The organism is Actinomycetospora soli (assembly GCF_021026295.1).
GTDB lineage: Bacteria > Actinomycetota > Actinomycetes > Mycobacteriales > Pseudonocardiaceae > Actinomycetospora > Actinomycetospora soli.
Window position 1 is genome coordinate 63,209 of sequence record NZ_JAJNDA010000009.1, and the last position, 14,225, is coordinate 77,433.

Below are 14,225 nucleotides of genomic sequence, written 5' to 3' on the forward strand. Positions count from 1 at the left end.
TCACCACGTGCGCATCCGAGATCTGGCGCCCGACGAGCACGACGCGGCGATCGCCCTGTGGCACGCCGCCGGGCTCACCCGACCCTGGAACGACCCGCGCTCCGACCTCGACCGCGCCCTCGCCGGGCCCTCCTCCACGGTCCTCGCCGCGGTGTCCGACGACGACGGTCTCCTCGGAACGGTCATGGTCGGCCACGACGGGCACCGCGGCTGGATGTACTACCTCGCCGCGGCGGTCCGCGGCCGCGGCGTGGGACGGGCGCTCGTCGCCGCGGCGGAGGACCGGTTGGCCGCTCACGTCCCGAAGGTCCAGCTCATGGTGCGGGCCGACAACGAGGCCGCCGCGGCCTTCTACGGCCGCCTCGGCTACGCGCGCTCCGACGTCACGGTGTGGCAGCGGGTGATCCCCGACGACCCCGCGCGACCGGGGTCCCCGACGCTCCTAGGCTCTCGGGAGTGAAGTTCCCGATCCTGCGCCGCGTCCTGCGCGGCCTCGTCGGGCTGCCGCGTCCGCTCAAGCGTGCGATCGCCGGACGACGCGTGGAGCTCGACGGCCAGGTCCTCGACCTCGACGTCCAGATGGTCATCAAGCTCATCTCGCTGGCCGCGAACCCCGGGGAGGACCCACCCCTGTCCGACCAGCGCCGGCTCACCGACGAGGCCGCCACCGGGCTCGCCGAGGTGACCCGCGGCGTCGTCAGCCGGTCGCTGACGATCCCGGTGCCGGTCGGCCCGTCCCGCGAGGTGCCCGGCACCCTCGACGCGCGGCTCTACGAGCCGGTCGACGTCGCCGGGGGGACCGCGGGCCTGCTCGTGTTCTTCCACGGCGGCGGGTTCGCGCTGGGCAGCGTCGCCTCGGGCGACCCGCTCTGCCGGGCTCTCGCGCAGCAGGCGGGCGCCCGGGTGCTCTCGGTCGAGTACCGCCTGGCGCCGGAGCACCCTTTCCCGGCCGGCCTGGCCGACGCCGTCGCCGCGCTGCGCCACGTCGTGGCCCGTCGCGAGGAGTTCCGGGCGGGGGCGATCGCCGTGGGCGGCGACTCCGCGGGGGCCAACCTCGCGCTCACCGCGGCCCACCAGCTGGCCCGGCGCGGCGAGCCGACGGCGGAGTTCGTCCTCGCGCTCTACCCGGTCACCGACGCCGGCCGCCAGGGCGGGTCGCGCGAGATGTTCTCGGTCGGGTTCGGGCTGCGCACCCAGGACGTCGAGTGGTTCGAGGGCCTCTACCTGCCCGACGGGCTCGACCCGATCCGTCCGACGGCCCTGCTCGAGGCGGACGACCTCGCCGTCATGCCGCCCTGCTACGTCGCCACCGCCGGGTTCGACCCGCTGCGCGACGAGGGCGAGGAGCTGGTCACGGCGCTGCGGGGGGTCGGCGTGCCGGTCGTGGCCCGCCGCTTCCCGGGCCTCGTCCACGGCTACGCGGGCTTCGCCGGGCTGATCCCGGCCGCCCGGGACGCCGTGCTCGACGCCGCCTCCGCCCTGCGGGCGGGCATCGCGCTCACGGGCGCGCACCCGTCGTCGGGGACGATGGCCCTGGACACCCCGGGCGTGGAGGACCGCGGGGCGGGTATCTCCTGAGCATGGCGGGACCCGTGAAGGAATCGATCTCCATCGCTGCACCGGTGTCGGCCGTGATCGACGTCGTGTCGGACCTCGAGAACACCGACCGGTGGGCGAACGAGGCGAAGGGCGCGGAGGTGCAGGCCCGCGGCGACGACGGCCGGCCCTCCCGGATCAAGGTCACGCTCGGCGCGATCGGGTTCACCACGGCCGCGGAGTACGAGGTGGCCTACACCGACTCGTCGGTGACGCTGACCTGCACCGGCGACGGCGGACGGCTGATCCGGGAGAGCGTGATCAGCTACGAGGCCGCCGAGTCGGGCGACGGGACCGAGCTGACGATGACCTCCACGATGGAGGTCACCGTCCCCGTGCCCGAGTGGGGCCTCGAGCGGGCGATGGGCCGCTCGGCCCGCAAGAACCTGGCGTCGGTCAAGAAGGACGCCGAACGGTCCTGACGGCTCAGTGCCGCAGGGCGCCCATCATCGCGGACGGGTAGCGGTCGCCGGTGGCGGCGCCCAGCGGCGCGGCCTCGTCGATCGCGGCGAGCTCGTCGGCGGTGAGGGTCACGTCCACCGCGGACACGTTCTCCTCGAGGTAGTGGCGGCGCTTGGTGCCGGGGATCGGCACGACGCCGGGTGCGATCTGCTTCGCGAGCACCCAGGCCAGCGCGAGGACCGTCGTCGGGACGCCCTTCGACGCCGCGATCTCCTCCACCCGCTCCAGCACGCGCAGGTTGGCCTGCAGCGCGTCGCCGGAGAAGCGCGGTGCGTTGCGGCGCCAGTCGCCCTCGGGGAGGTCGTCGGCGCTGCGGATGTCGCCGGACAGGAATCCGCGACCGAGCGGGCTGTAGGGCACGAAGCCGATGCCGAGCTCGCGGCAGACGTCGAGCACGCCGTCGTCCTCGACCTCGCGGGTGAACAGCGAGTACTCGGTCTGCACCGCGCTGACCGGCGCGACCTCGTGCGCCCGGCGGATCGTCTCCGGCGCCGCCTCGGAGATGCCGAGGTAGCGCACCTTCCCGGCGGCCACGAGCTCGCCGAGGGCGCCCCAGGTGTCCTCGATCGGCACCGTGGGGTCGACCCGGTGCTGGTAGTAGAGGTCGACGTGGTCGACGCCGAGGCGCGCCAGGGACGCGTCGATCGCCTGCCGCAGGTACTCCGGCGACCCGTCGACGCGGCCGGCGGGCTTCCCGTCCGGCGCGACGGCGTTGCCGAACTTCGTCGCGATCTGCACCTCGTCGCGGTGCGCGCGCAGCTCGCGGCCCACCAGCTCCTCGTTGGTCCGCGGGCCGTAGATGTCCGCGGTGTCGAAGAACGTCACGCCGAGCTCGAGGGCCCGGGCGATCGTCGCGCGCGACTCGTCGTCGTCCTGCCCGCCGTAGGCGTAGGTCATGCCCATGCACCCGAGACCGAGCGCGGACACCGTGAGGCCCTGGGATCCGAGGGATCGTTGCTCCATGCCCCGGGACTACCCCGCGAGCGACCGCCCGACCGTGCGGCCGCTGAACAGGCAGCCGCCGAGGAAGGTGCCCTCGAGCGAGTTGTACCCGTGCACGCCGCCGCCCCCGAAGCCCGCGGCCTCGCCCGCGGCGTACAGCCCCGGGACGGGCGTGCCGTCGACCCCGAGCACCCGCCCGGCGAGGTCGGTGTGCAGCCCACCGAGCGTCTTGCGGGTGAGGACGTGCAGCTTCACCGCGACGAGCGGGCCGGCCGCCGGGTCGAGCAGCCGGTGCGGCGGCGCGACTCGGATGAGCCGGTCGCCGAGGTAGCCGCGCGCGTTGCGGATCGCGGCGAGCTGGGCGTCCTTGCCGTAGGGGTTGTCGAGCTCGCGGTCGCGGGCGACGACCTCCCGCTCCACGTCCTCGAGGCGCAGCAGCGGCTCGGGGGTCAGCGCGTTCATCCGGTCGACGAGCTCGGCGAGCGTCGCGGCCTGCACGAAGTCCGCGCCGCGGCGCTGGAACTCGCCGACCGGGCCGGTCGGGCCGGGTCGCCCGCGCTGCAGCGTCAGCCGGATGTCGCGGCCGGTGAGGTCGGGGTTCTGCTCGGACCCGGAGAGCGCGAACTCCTTCTCCAGGATCCGCTGCGTGGTGACGAACCAGGAGTGGTCGTGCCCGGTGGCCCGCAGGTGCGCGAGCGTCGCCAGGGTGTCCGAGCCGGGGAACAGCGGCGCCGGCAGCCGGTGCCCGGTCGCGTCGAACCACATCGACGAGGGCCCGGGCAGGATGCGGATGCCGTGCAGCGGCCAGACCGGCGAGTGGTTGGCGATGCCCTCGACGTAGTGCCACATCCGGTCGCGGTGGACGACCGCGCCGCCCGCCGCCTCGGCGATGCCGATCATCCGGCCGTCCACGTGCGCCGGGACCCCGGAGATCATCGTCTCCGGCGGCGTCCCGAGGCGGGCCGGCCAGTACTTGCGTACTGCCTCGTGGTCCCCGCCGATGCCCCCGCTCGTGACGACGACCGCGCCCGCGGCGACCTCGAAGCTGCCGGCCTCGGTCCGGGAGCTGGACTGCCCGCGGGAGACGTCGCTGGGCTCGAGCACCGCGCCGGCCACCCCGGTGACCACACCCGCCGTCGTGACGACCCGGTCGACCCGGTGCCGGAACCGGATCTCGACCCGCCCCTCGGCCACCGCCGCCCGCACCCGCCGGGCGAACGGCTCGACGAGGCCGGGCCCGGTGCCCCAGGTGATGTGGAAGCGCGGGACGGAGTTGCCGTGCCCGGTCGCGGAGCCGGAGCCGCGCTCGGCCCACCCGACGACGGGGAAGAGCCGCACCCCCTGCGCGCGCAGCCAGGACCGCTTCTCCCCGGCCGCCCACTCGACGTAGGCGCGGGCCCAGGCGCGGCCGTGCTCGTCGCCGGTCGCGTCGAACCGGGCCGAGTTCTGCCAGTCCGACCAGGCGAGGTCGAACGAGTCGTGGATGCGCAGCCGGCGCTGCTCCGGCGAGTCGACGAGGAACAGCCCGCCGAACGACCACCAGGCCTGGCCGCCGAAGGAGGCCTCCGGCTCCTGGTCGAGCAGGACCACCCGACGGCCGGCGTCGGCGAGTTCGGCGGTGGCGACGAGGCCGGACAGGCCGGCCCCGACGACGACGACGTCAGGAGCGCTCACGTCGCCATCATGCCAAGTCGGATCAGCGCATCCCGAGCTTCTTGGTGCAGGTCGGCCAGGCCTTCCAGCCCTGCTCGGCCTGGACCTTCTTCGCCACGGCGATCTGCTCCTCGCGGCTGGCCTCGTCGGCGGAGTCCGCGTACTTCTTCCCGCCGAACGCCTTCCACGTGGAGTCGGTGAACTGCAGGCCGCCCTTGAAGCCGTTGCCGGTGTCGGCGTCCCAGTTGTTGGTCGACTCGCACTTGGCGAGCCGGTCCCACGTCGCGTTGCTCTGCGGCGAGGCCTCGGCGGACGGCGCGGCCATCGCGGTGCCGGCCAGGGCGACCGGCGCGGTCACCGTCGCGGCGACGACGCCGACCTTGAGCGAGGCGAGGGCGAGGCTGCCCGTGGTGTCCGCGAGGTTCTCGGACAGGGTGGACGGCTTGCGGTGGCGACCAGACATACGTCGGCTCCAAGTCGAGTCGGGGACACTCGGGCCGGGGTGCGTGGGGAGCGGACCGGCAGCCGGGACCGTAATCGAACCGAGACCAAGCGTCACCTCGTGTGACCGGACGGCCGCCGTGTGTCGCGGTGAGTGGCCGACCGGGGGCGGTGGGCGGCGAACGGAGCAACCCCCACACGGCTGAATCGGCCGAACGGGCGCTCAGCGCACGAAGCCGACCGCGGCCCAGTGACCCCGCGGGTCGGTCGGGGCCGGGGGACGCCCGGCCTCCGGTCGCCACTCGCCGGCCCACGTCAGCCCGGGCTCGACGAGGTCGGTGACGGCGACGATGCGGGCGACCTCGTCCCGCGTGCGCGGCCGCGGCGCGCTGTGGGCGTAGCGCGCGGTCAACCGCTCCACGTGCGCGGTGGCCCGCCCGTCGTCGGCGGTGAAGTGCGAGACGGCCAGCGCGCTGCCCGGGGCGAGCCGCGCCACGTACCGCTCGACGAGTCCGGCCGCGTCGTCGCGCACGTGCTGCAGGACCGAGAAGGCGAGGAGCCCCACGGGGCGGCGCAGGTCGAGCAGGCCGCGCACCCCCGGCGCGGACAGGACGGCGTCGACGTCGGCGACGTCGGCCGTGCTGTAGCTCGCGGTGGGCACGTCGGCGAGCAGCGCCTGGCCGTGCGCGGCCGCGATCGAGTCCACGTCGGTGTAGGCGACCCGCGCCGCGGAGCGGCTGCGGGCGACGACCTCGTGGACGTTGCCCATCGTCGGGACGCCGGACCCGAGGTCGAGGAACTGGTCGATGCCGGCCGCGAGCAGGAACCGCACCGCGCGCCGCAGGAAGGCGCGGTTCTCGCGGGCGAGGGTCACGACGTCCCCGGAGGTCCGGGTCAGCTCGTCGCCGAGGCGGCGGTCGACCGCGCCGTGGGCCGCCCCGCCGAGCAGGTAGTCGTAGACCCGCGCCGAACTCGGACGCTCGAACTCCTCGGGCACGACGCGCGGGCGGCCGTCCTCGCCGGCGGGCCGGCCGGACTGGCCCGGCACCGCGCCGGGTGGGAGACCGAGCGCGGCCCGGGGCGCCACCGCCCGCTCGGCCACCTCGGCGGACGGGGTCGCGGCGGGCGGCGCGGGCCGGCGGCGGCGCGGCGGTCCGAGCACGCTGCCACCTCCGACGTGACGCTCCCGGGCGGGGGCGGTCGTGGGGCCAGTAGGCGGCGGTGCGCGGGTGGTGTCAAACGGGCAGCACGGACGGTCCAGCGAATCCGGGCCACGACGACCCCGAACAGTGAGCGGACTGTCCGGAAAACGCTGCCGCTGTCCGACGGGTACGGCTCGCCACGACCGTTGCGCTCACCGACGGTCACCGGTCACGACTGGGTCACACCGGGGCCCGTCCGAGCTGTTGGGAGAGGGTTCGACGGGAGGTCACGTCGTCGTCGCTCACCCGGACCTCACGGCGGCGAACGTCCACAGCGTGCGCGTCGCGGTCGTGACCGAGTCCTTCCTGCCCCAGGTCAACGGGGTCACGAACTCGGTCCTGCAGGTCATCGCCCATCTCCGTCGACGGGGCCACGACGCCCTCGTCCTGGCCCCGGGCGTCGGCCCCGACGAGGTGGAGGGCACCCCGGTCATCCGGGTGCCCGCGCTCGACCTCGCCGTGGTCGACAGCCTCCCGGTCGGCGTCCCCACCCCGGCGGTCCGTGCGACCCTCGAGGAGTACCGGCCGGACGTCGTCCACCTCGCCTCGCCCTTCGTGCTGGGCGCCCGCGCGATCACCGCGGCCCGCCGGATGTCGGTGCCGACGGTCGCGGTCTACCAGACCGACGTGGCGGGGTTCGCCGCCTCGTACGGCGTCGGGCTCACCGCCCGGGCGGCCTGGCGCTGGACGCGCCGCCTGCACAGCCGTGCCGACCGCACGCTCGCCCCGTCGGCGTGGGCCGTCGACGCCCTGCGCGAGCACGGCGTCCCGCGGGTGCACCGGTGGGGGCGCGGGGTGGACACCGCCCGGTTCCGCCCGGCGTCGGAGCACGCCGACCACGGGGCCGCCGCGGCGGCCCTGCGCCGCGAGCTCGCCCCGCGCGGCGAGATGCTCGTCGGCTACGTCGGCCGCCTCGCGCACGAGAAGCAGGTCGAGCGGCTCGCCGCGCTCGCCGGGCTGCCCGGCGTCCGCACCGTCGTCGTCGGCGACGGGCCCGCCCGGGGACGCCTCGCCGAGCTGCTGCCCGACGCCGCGTTCCTCGGCTTCCGGGGCGGCGCGGACCTGGCCACCGCCTACGCCGCCCTCGACGCCTTCGTGCACACCGGCCCGTTCGAGACCTTCTGCCAGACCGTGCAGGAGGCCAAGGCCTCCGGGCTCCCGGTGATCGCCCCGGACGCGGGCGGCGCCCGCGACCTGGTCGAGCCCGGCGCCACCGGCTGGCTCTTCGACGTCGACGACCCCGCGGGCGGCGACCTGCGTGAGCGGGTCCGGGCCTGGCGCGACGACCCGGCGCTCCGACGTCGGACCGGCCTCGCCGCCCGCGCGTCCACCACCGGCCGCACCTGGCCCGCCGTGTGCGAGGAGCTGCTCGGGCACTACACGGCCCTGACCGACCGCACCGCCGACGATTCACGCGGAGCACACCGCGTCGTCATGCGCGGGTCGGCGCAGCGGCGCTCGGGCACCGTAGACACCGCGGCATGACCAGCACCGAGGTCCTGCTCACGACCGGGACCGGCCCGGCCGCCCCGGCCGGTCCCGCCCCGGCCCGGGACGACATCGCGCGGCCGGAGGACTCCGGGCGCTACAGCCTGCTCGTCTCACGCGACTCCGACGCCGTGCGCGCCGCGCAGCGGCTGCGCCACGACGTGTTCGCCGTCGAGCAGGGCGCCCGCCTCGCTCCCGGCACCGCGGCCGACGAGGGCCGCGACGAGGACCGCTTCGACGCCTTCTGCGACCACCTCATGGTCCGCGACGACACCGACGGCTCGATCGTCGGCACCTACCGCATGCTCACCCCGGAGGGCGCGCTCGAGGCGGGCGGGCTGTACTCCGACACCGAGTTCGACCTGCGTCGACTCGACCCGCTGCGCCCGCGCCTCGTCGAGGTCGGGCGCTCCTGCGTGCACCCCGACCACCGCACCGGCACCGTGCTCTCCCTCGTCTGGGCCGGGATGTGGCGCTACCTGGTCCTCTCCGGGCACCGCTGGCTGATCGGCTGCGCCAGCGTGCCGCTGACCGACGCCGGCGAGCTGCCCGGAGCGGTGTGGTCGCTGGTCCGCGAGAAGCACTACGCCCCCGACGAGCGTCGGGTCGTCCCGCACCGCCCGGCTCCCGTCGGTCCGGACGAGGGGCGCCGCGCGGCCCGCGCGCAGACCCCGCCGCTGCTGCGCGGCTACCTGCGCCTCGGCGCCGAGATCGGCGGGGCGCCCGCGGTCGACCACGACTTCGGCGTCGCCGACCTGCTCGTCCTGCTCGACCACACCGCGATCGACCCGCGCTGGCGCCGCCACCTGCTGGGGGAGGACGGATGACGAGCTGGTTGCCGTCCTCGCCCTGCACCCCGGCCTGCCTGCCCGCTCCCCGTCCCGACGCCGGGTGGGCCCGGTTCCGGCGTCGGCTGCGGACCGTCGCGCGGATGACCGCCCTCGTCGCGGTGCTGCTCGTCGGCGTGCCGCTCGCGGCGCTCGCCCCGCTGCTCGGGCCGCGCCGCGTCGGCCGGGTGCAGGCGCTGTGGTGCTCCGCACTGCTCGGCGCCGCCGGGGTCACCGTGCGCGTCACCGGTCCGCGCCCGGTCGCCGGGTCGCTCGTCGTCGCCAACCACGTCTCCTGGCTCGACGTGCTCGCCCTGAACCGCATCACCCCGGTCCGCATGCTCGCCAAGGTCGAGGTGCGCACCTGGCCGCTGATCGGGGCGATGGCCGCCCGCGTCGGCACCGTGTTCCTCGAGCGGGACCGGCTCCGGGCCCTGCCCGCCGCGGTGGCCGCCGTCGCCGACGCCCTGCGCGACGGGGGCTGCGTCGGGGTGTTCGCCGAGGGCACCACCCGGTGCGGGCGCGACCTCGGCCGCTTCCGGCCCGCCGCCTTCCAGGCCGCCCTCGACGCGGGCGCGCCGGTCGTACCGGTGGCGCTGTCCTACGCCGACGCCGGCGGGACCGTCGACGCCACCGCCGCGTTCGTGGGGGACGACGACCTGTTCTCCTCGCTGCTGCGGGTCGCCGCCGCACCGCGCACCGTCCTCACCGTGCGGGTGCTGCCCGCGTGGACCGGCGCGGTCGACCGGTGCCCCGGTGACCGCACCCCCGTCCGCCGGGCCTGCGCCCGCGCGGCGTCGACGGCGATCGGGGCGGCACTGCCCGCCGCCGCGGCCGACCCCCGGCCGCTCCCGTCCGTGCACGTCGTGGCGCACCCGGTGGTGCGCCGTCCGGAGGTGACCCGTGCCGCCTGACCACGACCGGGTCCCGACGCGCGGGTGGCGCGACGACGCCCGGTTCGCCGCCCAGTTCGTGCGGGCCCCGGTGGCGACCGCCTCGGTGTGGCCGAGCTCGACCGCCCTCGCGCGCACCGTCGCGGACGCGGCGCTGGGGCCGGCCGGGACCCGTCGTCGGGAACGGCCCGTCGTCGTGGAGCTCGGTGCCGGGTCCGGGGCCTTCACCCTGGAGCTGGCGCGGCGCCTCGAGGGCCGGGGACGGCACCTGGCCGTCGAGCTGAACCCCGCGCTGGCCCACCACCTGGCGGCCCGGCTGCCGACCGTGGAGGTGGTCCCGGCCGACGTCGCGGAGCTGCCGACGCTGCTCGCGGTGCGCGGGCTGCCCGCGGTCGGGGGCGTCGACGTCGTGGTGAGCGGACTGGGCTGGTCCGCGACGCGCCCCGGGCGGGACGACTCGTTGCTGCCGGTCGTGGCGACCACGCTCGCCGACGACGGCGTGTTCGTGCAGTTCGGATACTCCTTCACCCGCTGGGCGGGCCCGGCCCGCGCGCTCGAGCAGGAGCTCCACGAGCTCTACGGCGAGGTCACCACCGGCCCCACCGTGTGGCGCAACCTGCCGCCCGCCGTCGTGCACCGCGCCGCCCGCCCGGTCCGGACATGACACCGGCCCGGCCCCGGGAGCCGTCGGCTCCCGGCGCCGGGCCGGTCATCTCCCCCCCTCGGGATCAGCCGCTGATCACCGTCGACGCCACCTCGGCCATGGCCGGGTTGTCGGTGTCGAACGCCGAGGCGGCGGCCTGCATCGAGCTCTGGGTCGTCGCCTTCCCCATGGCGTCGAGGTCGGCGAGCACCTTGTCGACGGCCGGGATCAGCCGGGCGTCGACCTCGGCGCGCTGCTCGGCCGGCAGGTCGGCCGCCACGACGGTGTCGCGGAACGTCTGCACCGCGGCGCGGTACTCGGCGAGGTCGGCCTTGAGCTCGCTGATCTGGTCGTGCGCCTCGAAGTTCTGCGTCAGCGTCTGGTTGGCGCCGATGAGGTCGAGGTAGGCGCTGAGCAGGTCGGCCTGCCCGCTGCTGCTGCCGGTGCCGGTGGTGCCCGCCGTGCCGGGGGCGGTCGCGGCGGGGGCCGGCGAGCTCGCGGCCGGGACCGGCGCGGGAGCCGGGGCCGGACCCGACGTGTACGTCACCGTGGTGACCATCGAGAGCACGAGGATCGTCGAGACGATGCCCATCAGGGTGAACACGATGCCGAGCGCGATGCCGGTCGTGGCGAGGCCGCGACCCCGCTCCCCGGTGCGGGCGATCTGCCGCCGCGAGATCGCGCCGAGCACGATCGCCACCGGCGAGACGACGAACGCCGACACCACCGAGAGCCAGGACAGCGTGTTCAGCGGGGGCTCCGGGGCGACCGGACCGACGGCCCCGGGGACGGTCCCGGCGGGAGCCGCGTAGCCCGCCGTGGGCGGCGGCCACCCCGGGTTCTGGACCCCGGGTGTGCCACCCGCGGGAGTGGTGACGTCGGCGTCCACGGAGGCGTCGATCATCGGGGTGACGGGGCGGTCGAGGTGCTGCGTCATGGCGGTCTCCCTGGTCGGCCGGCGGGTCCGGCGGTGGCTCCGGGCGGTGCCGGGTACGGGAGTACCGTCACTCTTCGTGCATCGAATTGCCAAGCGATCCGGACAATAGCCACCCGTTCGGCCCAGTACCAATCACAATGAGCGATAACAGCAGGTCAGCCCGTGGTGGTGGACCGGTGCCGTGTACGGTCCGGCCACCGTCACGACGGTGGGTCCGACCACCTGCCCCCGCCGTCGGCCACCGAGACGCGGTGCGCGATGGTGTGTCGCGACCGGGGAGGAGCACGTCGCCCGGTCACGACGGGACCGGCCGGCCCGTCCGGGCCCGGTCGCACCGAGACCACGAACCTGTGCAGGTGAGGAGAGAGGGAGACCATGCCACTCCCCACGTTGACCCCCGAGCAGCGCGAGGCCGCCCAGGCGAAGTCCCGCGAGGCCCGTCAGGCCCGCTCGGCCCTGCTCGCCGGGATCAAGAGCGGTGACGAGACCATCCCGGCCGTGCTGGACCGCGGCAAGGAGGACCCGATCGCCGGCAAGACCAAGGTCTCGCAGCTCGTGCGCGCGCTGCCGGGGTACGGCCCCGCCAAGGCCGCCGCGGTCCTGGAGCAGGCCGGCATCCCCGAGGATCGGCGTGTCGCCGGGCTCGGCGCCCGCCAGAAGGAGGCGCTGGTCTCGGCCCTCGGCTGAGCCCACCCGCTCGTACGACGACGGGCCCGGTCACCTCGTGAGGTGGCCGGGCCCGTCGTCGTCGTGGGGGACCGTCAGTCGGTGCCGCCCGGGAGGTCCTTGCTGACCGAGCCGAGGCTGGTGCCGATCGCCCAGCTGCCGAACGAGAGCTTGCCGGCCTGGCCGATGGAGCTGTCGCGGTAGATGCCGGTCTTCACGTAGCTGTCCTTGCCCTCGTAGAGGGTTCCCGACGGCGGGGCGAAGTCGGCGAAGCGCTGCACACCGTCCTGCCAGGCGCTGACGGTCCCGTCGGAGGACGAGAACTTCACCTTGAGCACGATGTGGGTCCACTGGCCGGGCGTGGCCGGCCCGACCTCGCGGGAGAACCCGCCGCCGTCCCCGTCGATCAGGAACTTCCCGTCCTGGACCTTGAGCTCGAGCGGCGGCGTGCCGGTGCCGTCGTTCTTGAACTGCGTGATCACCTGCCAGTCCGAGGTGTTCACCGGGAAGTCCGGGGCGAGGCGCACCGAGAAGCCGAAGTAGTACTCGTCGCCCTCGGACAGGCTCTTGAAGTCCGGTTCGACCTCCGAGCGCTTCCCGCCGCCGGGCATGAGGAAGTTGAGCAGCCCACCGGCGAGGGTCGGCGACTTGGCGCCCTGGTTGTTCCACGGCGTCGACTTGAAGTTCGACAGCCCCGCCTCGCGGAAGTCCGCCGACCAGAGCGTCCGGCCGCCGTCGTCCCGCCGGGCGGGGGCCTCGGTGGTGGTGGGGGCCTCGGTGGTGGTGGTGGTCGGGGCCGGCGCGGTGGTGTGCGGGACGACCTGCGGGGCGACCGCCTCCGAGACCCCGGCGGGGGCGACGGCGAGGGTGTCCGGCCGGGCCAGCTCGCCGGTGTCGGCGGGCGGGTCGGCGAGGAACGACGGTCCGGTGCTCGCCGCGGCCACGCTGGCGCCCGCGAGGGCACCGAACAGGGCGAGGGCGCCGGCGGCGCGGGTGGGCGTGAGCGCCCGGCCCCGGGGGGCGCGGTGGGTGCGGGACGACGGGGCCGGAGCCGCCGTCGTGGCGGGATGCTGACGTCGGACGTCAGCGGTGGGCCACGGCTGCGCCCCGGTGGCGGCCGTCGGCTCCGTGCCGCGCGCCTCGGCGGCGGCCCGGGCGATGGCGGCGAGGTCGAGCGGGGTGGTCGCCGGGTCGCCGCGGTGCCGACCACCACCGTAGGGGCGTGGTCCGGTCGCCGGGGCGTCCAGCGCCGCGGGCCAGGACCCGGTCCGGGGGGTCTGGCCCCCGGAGCGATGTCGAGCCATGGGTCGGTCCTCGGTCGTGGCGCACGGGACCCGGCCGGAAGGGGGAGCGAGCCGGTGCCGCGACGGGATGCCGCGGCGTGTCCGCCTGTCCCGCACCGGTTCGGGGGGCCGGGCTCGCCGGGACAGGCGGGCGCGTCGAGTCCGGGACCGTCACCACGTCGGGTGGCGATCACGTCCCACCGTAGGGAAGTCCCCGCGGCCCCGTCGCGCGGGCGCGAAGCCCGCGCGCAGGGACCGGATCACGAATCGGTCACGTTCTGCCTGCTCACGGCCCGGTCGCGGTCGCGAGACGTGCAGGTCACGGCGGAGGGCCGTGGTGACGAGTGACACACGTCACCGTCAAGTTGCTCCGAACGGCTCCCGAGCAGGGCGTCGACCCCCCTGGACCCGTTCGTCGGCGTCCGTACCATCGTCTGCCGAGGCCCCGCGCGACCCCCGACGCGAGACGAGGACCATGACCGACGCTGCCTTCGACCCGCGCGACCTGCTCCCCGGATCGCGGGGTGAGCACCGGCTGCAGGAACGGCTCGGCACCACCGCGCGCGCCGAGCGCTTCTACGACGACCAGGTCCGCGACCGGCTGCTCCCGACGATGGTCGACTTCGTCCGGCGCATGAGCATGCTCTTCGTGGCGACCTCCGACGGCCACGGCGAGTGCGACTCGTCGCTGCGGGCGGGGCCCGAGGGCTTCGTGGAGGTGCTCGACGAGCGCCACGTGGCCTACCCCGAGTACCGCGGCAACGGGGTGATGGCGAGCCTGGGCAACATCGCCGAGAACCCGCACGTCGGGCTCATGATGGTCGACTTCGTCGAGGACCTGATCGGGCTGCACGTCAACGGCACCGCCCGGGTCGTCGAGGACGCCGAGCTGCGCGACGAGTACCCCGACCTGCCCTCCGACCCGGTGCCCGGGCGGCGGGCCGACCTCTGGGTGGTGGTCGAGGTCGAGGAGGCCTACATCCACTGCCGCAAGCACATCCCCCGCATGGTCCCCGCCGACCGCCGCCGCCGGTGGGGCACCGATGCCACGGCGCCCAAGGGCGGCGACTTCTTCGGCTCGGCCGCGACCCGACGGGCCGAGCAGGCCGCCGACGCGGCGGAGGGGGACCGGGCGACCCAGGTCACGTCCCCGGCCGACGAGCGCGAGGGGGCGGGCGCGGCATCCTGACCG

General features: G+C 75.6%; 15 protein-coding genes. 9 read left to right on the forward strand and 6 right to left on the reverse strand.

The window, feature by feature from the left end; genetic code table 11:
* Positions 1 to 7: 7 nt before the first annotated feature.
* Genes LN037_RS16125 through LN037_RS16135 form a run of 3 tightly spaced genes read left to right on the forward strand, consistent with a single transcriptional unit; the run spans position 8 to position 2,018 of the window.
* Positions 8 to 460: a GNAT family acetyltransferase gene (locus LN037_RS16125; RefSeq protein WP_230754373.1), complete on the forward strand. Its 453-nt coding sequence runs from the start codon at positions 8 to 10 to the stop codon at positions 458 to 460.
* On the forward strand, positions 457 to 1,578 hold the full coding sequence (locus LN037_RS16130; protein WP_230754375.1) for an alpha/beta hydrolase: 1,122 nt from the start codon (positions 457 to 459) through the stop codon (positions 1,576 to 1,578). Before LN037_RS16125 ends, LN037_RS16130 begins: the two co-directional genes overlap by 4 nt.
* A 2-nt stretch (positions 1,579 to 1,580) precedes the next feature.
* Positions 1,581 to 2,018: an SRPBCC family protein gene (locus LN037_RS16135; protein WP_230754377.1), complete on the forward strand. Its 438-nt coding sequence runs from the start codon at positions 1,581 to 1,583 to the stop codon at positions 2,016 to 2,018.
* Positions 2,019 to 2,022: 4 nt separating this feature from the next.
* Here LN037_RS16135 and LN037_RS16140 read toward each other — a convergent pair whose 3' ends face one another.
* The 4 genes from LN037_RS16140 to LN037_RS16155 all read right to left on the reverse strand — a co-directional run bounded on the left by LN037_RS16140 (position 2,023) and on the right by LN037_RS16155 (position 6,256).
* The gene (locus LN037_RS16140; protein ID WP_230754379.1) at positions 2,023 to 3,021 is read right to left on the reverse strand and encodes an aldo/keto reductase; all 999 of its coding nucleotides are present in this window, start codon (positions 3,019 to 3,021) and stop codon (positions 2,023 to 2,025) included.
* A gap of 9 nt (positions 3,022 to 3,030) precedes the next feature.
* Entirely contained in the window at positions 3,031 to 4,674 is a 1,644-nt protein-coding gene (locus tag LN037_RS16145) for an FAD-binding dehydrogenase (protein ID WP_230754380.1), read from the reverse strand.
* Positions 4,675 to 4,696: 22 nt separating this feature from the next.
* Entirely contained in the window at positions 4,697 to 5,116 is a 420-nt protein-coding gene (locus LN037_RS16150; RefSeq protein WP_230754381.1) for a transglycosylase family protein, read from the reverse strand.
* Between the two features lie 201 nt (positions 5,117 to 5,317).
* Positions 5,318 to 6,256, reverse strand: coding sequence for an SAM-dependent methyltransferase (locus LN037_RS16155; RefSeq protein ID WP_230754382.1), 939 nt, complete (start codon positions 6,254 to 6,256; stop codon positions 5,318 to 5,320).
* 316 nt (positions 6,257 to 6,572) lie between these two features.
* On the opposite strand from LN037_RS16155, the gene LN037_RS16160 reads away from it, so the two are divergent.
* Genes LN037_RS16160 through LN037_RS16175 form a run of 4 tightly spaced genes read left to right on the forward strand, consistent with a single transcriptional unit; the run spans position 6,573 to position 10,168 of the window.
* Complete coding sequence (locus tag LN037_RS16160) at positions 6,573 to 7,781, forward strand: glycosyltransferase family 4 protein (protein ID WP_230754384.1); 1,209 nt, start codon at positions 6,573 to 6,575, stop codon at positions 7,779 to 7,781.
* Positions 7,778 to 8,611, forward strand: coding sequence for a GNAT family N-acetyltransferase (locus tag LN037_RS16165; RefSeq protein WP_230754385.1), 834 nt, complete (start codon positions 7,778 to 7,780; stop codon positions 8,609 to 8,611). Before LN037_RS16160 ends, LN037_RS16165 begins: the two co-directional genes overlap by 4 nt.
* A complete protein-coding gene (locus tag LN037_RS16170) occupies positions 8,608 to 9,525 on the forward strand; it encodes a lysophospholipid acyltransferase family protein (protein ID WP_230754386.1) in 918 nt (305 codons plus the stop codon). The genes LN037_RS16165 and LN037_RS16170 overlap by 4 nt, the downstream gene beginning before the upstream one ends.
* The gene (locus LN037_RS16175) at positions 9,515 to 10,168 is read left to right on the forward strand and encodes a class I SAM-dependent methyltransferase (protein WP_230754741.1); all 654 of its coding nucleotides are present in this window, start codon (positions 9,515 to 9,517) and stop codon (positions 10,166 to 10,168) included. The genes LN037_RS16170 and LN037_RS16175 overlap by 11 nt, the downstream gene beginning before the upstream one ends.
* A gap of 64 nt (positions 10,169 to 10,232) precedes the next feature.
* On the opposite strand, the gene LN037_RS16180 is transcribed toward LN037_RS16175, so the two are convergent.
* Positions 10,233 to 11,084 (reverse strand): DUF4190 domain-containing protein, encoded by an 852-nt coding sequence (locus tag LN037_RS16180; protein ID WP_230754387.1) that lies wholly within the window; start codon positions 11,082 to 11,084, stop codon positions 10,233 to 10,235.
* 375 nt (positions 11,085 to 11,459) lie between these two features.
* Between LN037_RS16180 and mihF the strand changes: the two genes are divergently transcribed.
* Positions 11,460 to 11,771, forward strand: coding sequence for an integration host factor, actinobacterial type (gene mihF, locus LN037_RS16185; RefSeq protein ID WP_026204617.1), 312 nt, complete (start codon positions 11,460 to 11,462; stop codon positions 11,769 to 11,771).
* A 74-nt stretch (positions 11,772 to 11,845) separates the two neighbouring features.
* On the opposite strand, the gene LN037_RS16190 is transcribed toward mihF, so the two are convergent.
* Entirely contained in the window at positions 11,846 to 13,054 is a 1,209-nt protein-coding gene (locus tag LN037_RS16190) for a heparin lyase I family protein (protein ID WP_230754389.1), read from the reverse strand.
* A 454-nt stretch (positions 13,055 to 13,508) separates the two neighbouring features.
* Here LN037_RS16190 and LN037_RS16195 point away from each other — a divergent pair, with 454 nt between their 5' ends.
* Positions 13,509 to 14,222, forward strand: coding sequence for a pyridoxamine 5'-phosphate oxidase family protein (locus LN037_RS16195; RefSeq protein WP_230754391.1), 714 nt, complete (start codon positions 13,509 to 13,511; stop codon positions 14,220 to 14,222).
* Positions 14,223 to 14,225: the final 3 nt, after the last annotated feature.

Excerpts from the sequence above, each read along its gene's own strand:
- LN037_RS16135 (WP_230754377.1), top strand. The coding sequence starts at position 1,581 with ATGGCGGGACCCGTGAAGGAATCGATCTCCATCGCTGCACCGGTGTCG.
- LN037_RS16140 (WP_230754379.1), bottom strand. The coding sequence starts at position 3,021 with ATGGAGCAACGATCCCTCGGATCCCAGGGCCTCACGGTGTCCGCGCTC.
- LN037_RS16150 (WP_230754381.1), bottom strand. The coding sequence starts at position 5,116 with ATGTCTGGTCGCCACCGCAAGCCGTCCACCCTGTCCGAGAACCTCGCG.
- LN037_RS16165 (WP_230754385.1), top strand. The coding sequence starts at position 7,778 with ATGACCAGCACCGAGGTCCTGCTCACGACCGGGACCGGCCCGGCCGCC.
- LN037_RS16170 (WP_230754386.1), top strand. The coding sequence starts at position 8,608 with ATGACGAGCTGGTTGCCGTCCTCGCCCTGCACCCCGGCCTGCCTGCCC.
- LN037_RS16180 (WP_230754387.1), bottom strand. The coding sequence starts at position 11,084 with ATGACGCAGCACCTCGACCGCCCCGTCACCCCGATGATCGACGCCTCC.
- mihF (WP_026204617.1), top strand. The coding sequence starts at position 11,460 with ATGCCACTCCCCACGTTGACCCCCGAGCAGCGCGAGGCCGCCCAGGCG.
- LN037_RS16190 (WP_230754389.1), bottom strand. The coding sequence starts at position 13,054 with ATGGCTCGACATCGCTCCGGGGGCCAGACCCCCCGGACCGGGTCCTGG.
- LN037_RS16195 (WP_230754391.1), top strand. The coding sequence starts at position 13,509 with ATGACCGACGCTGCCTTCGACCCGCGCGACCTGCTCCCCGGATCGCGG.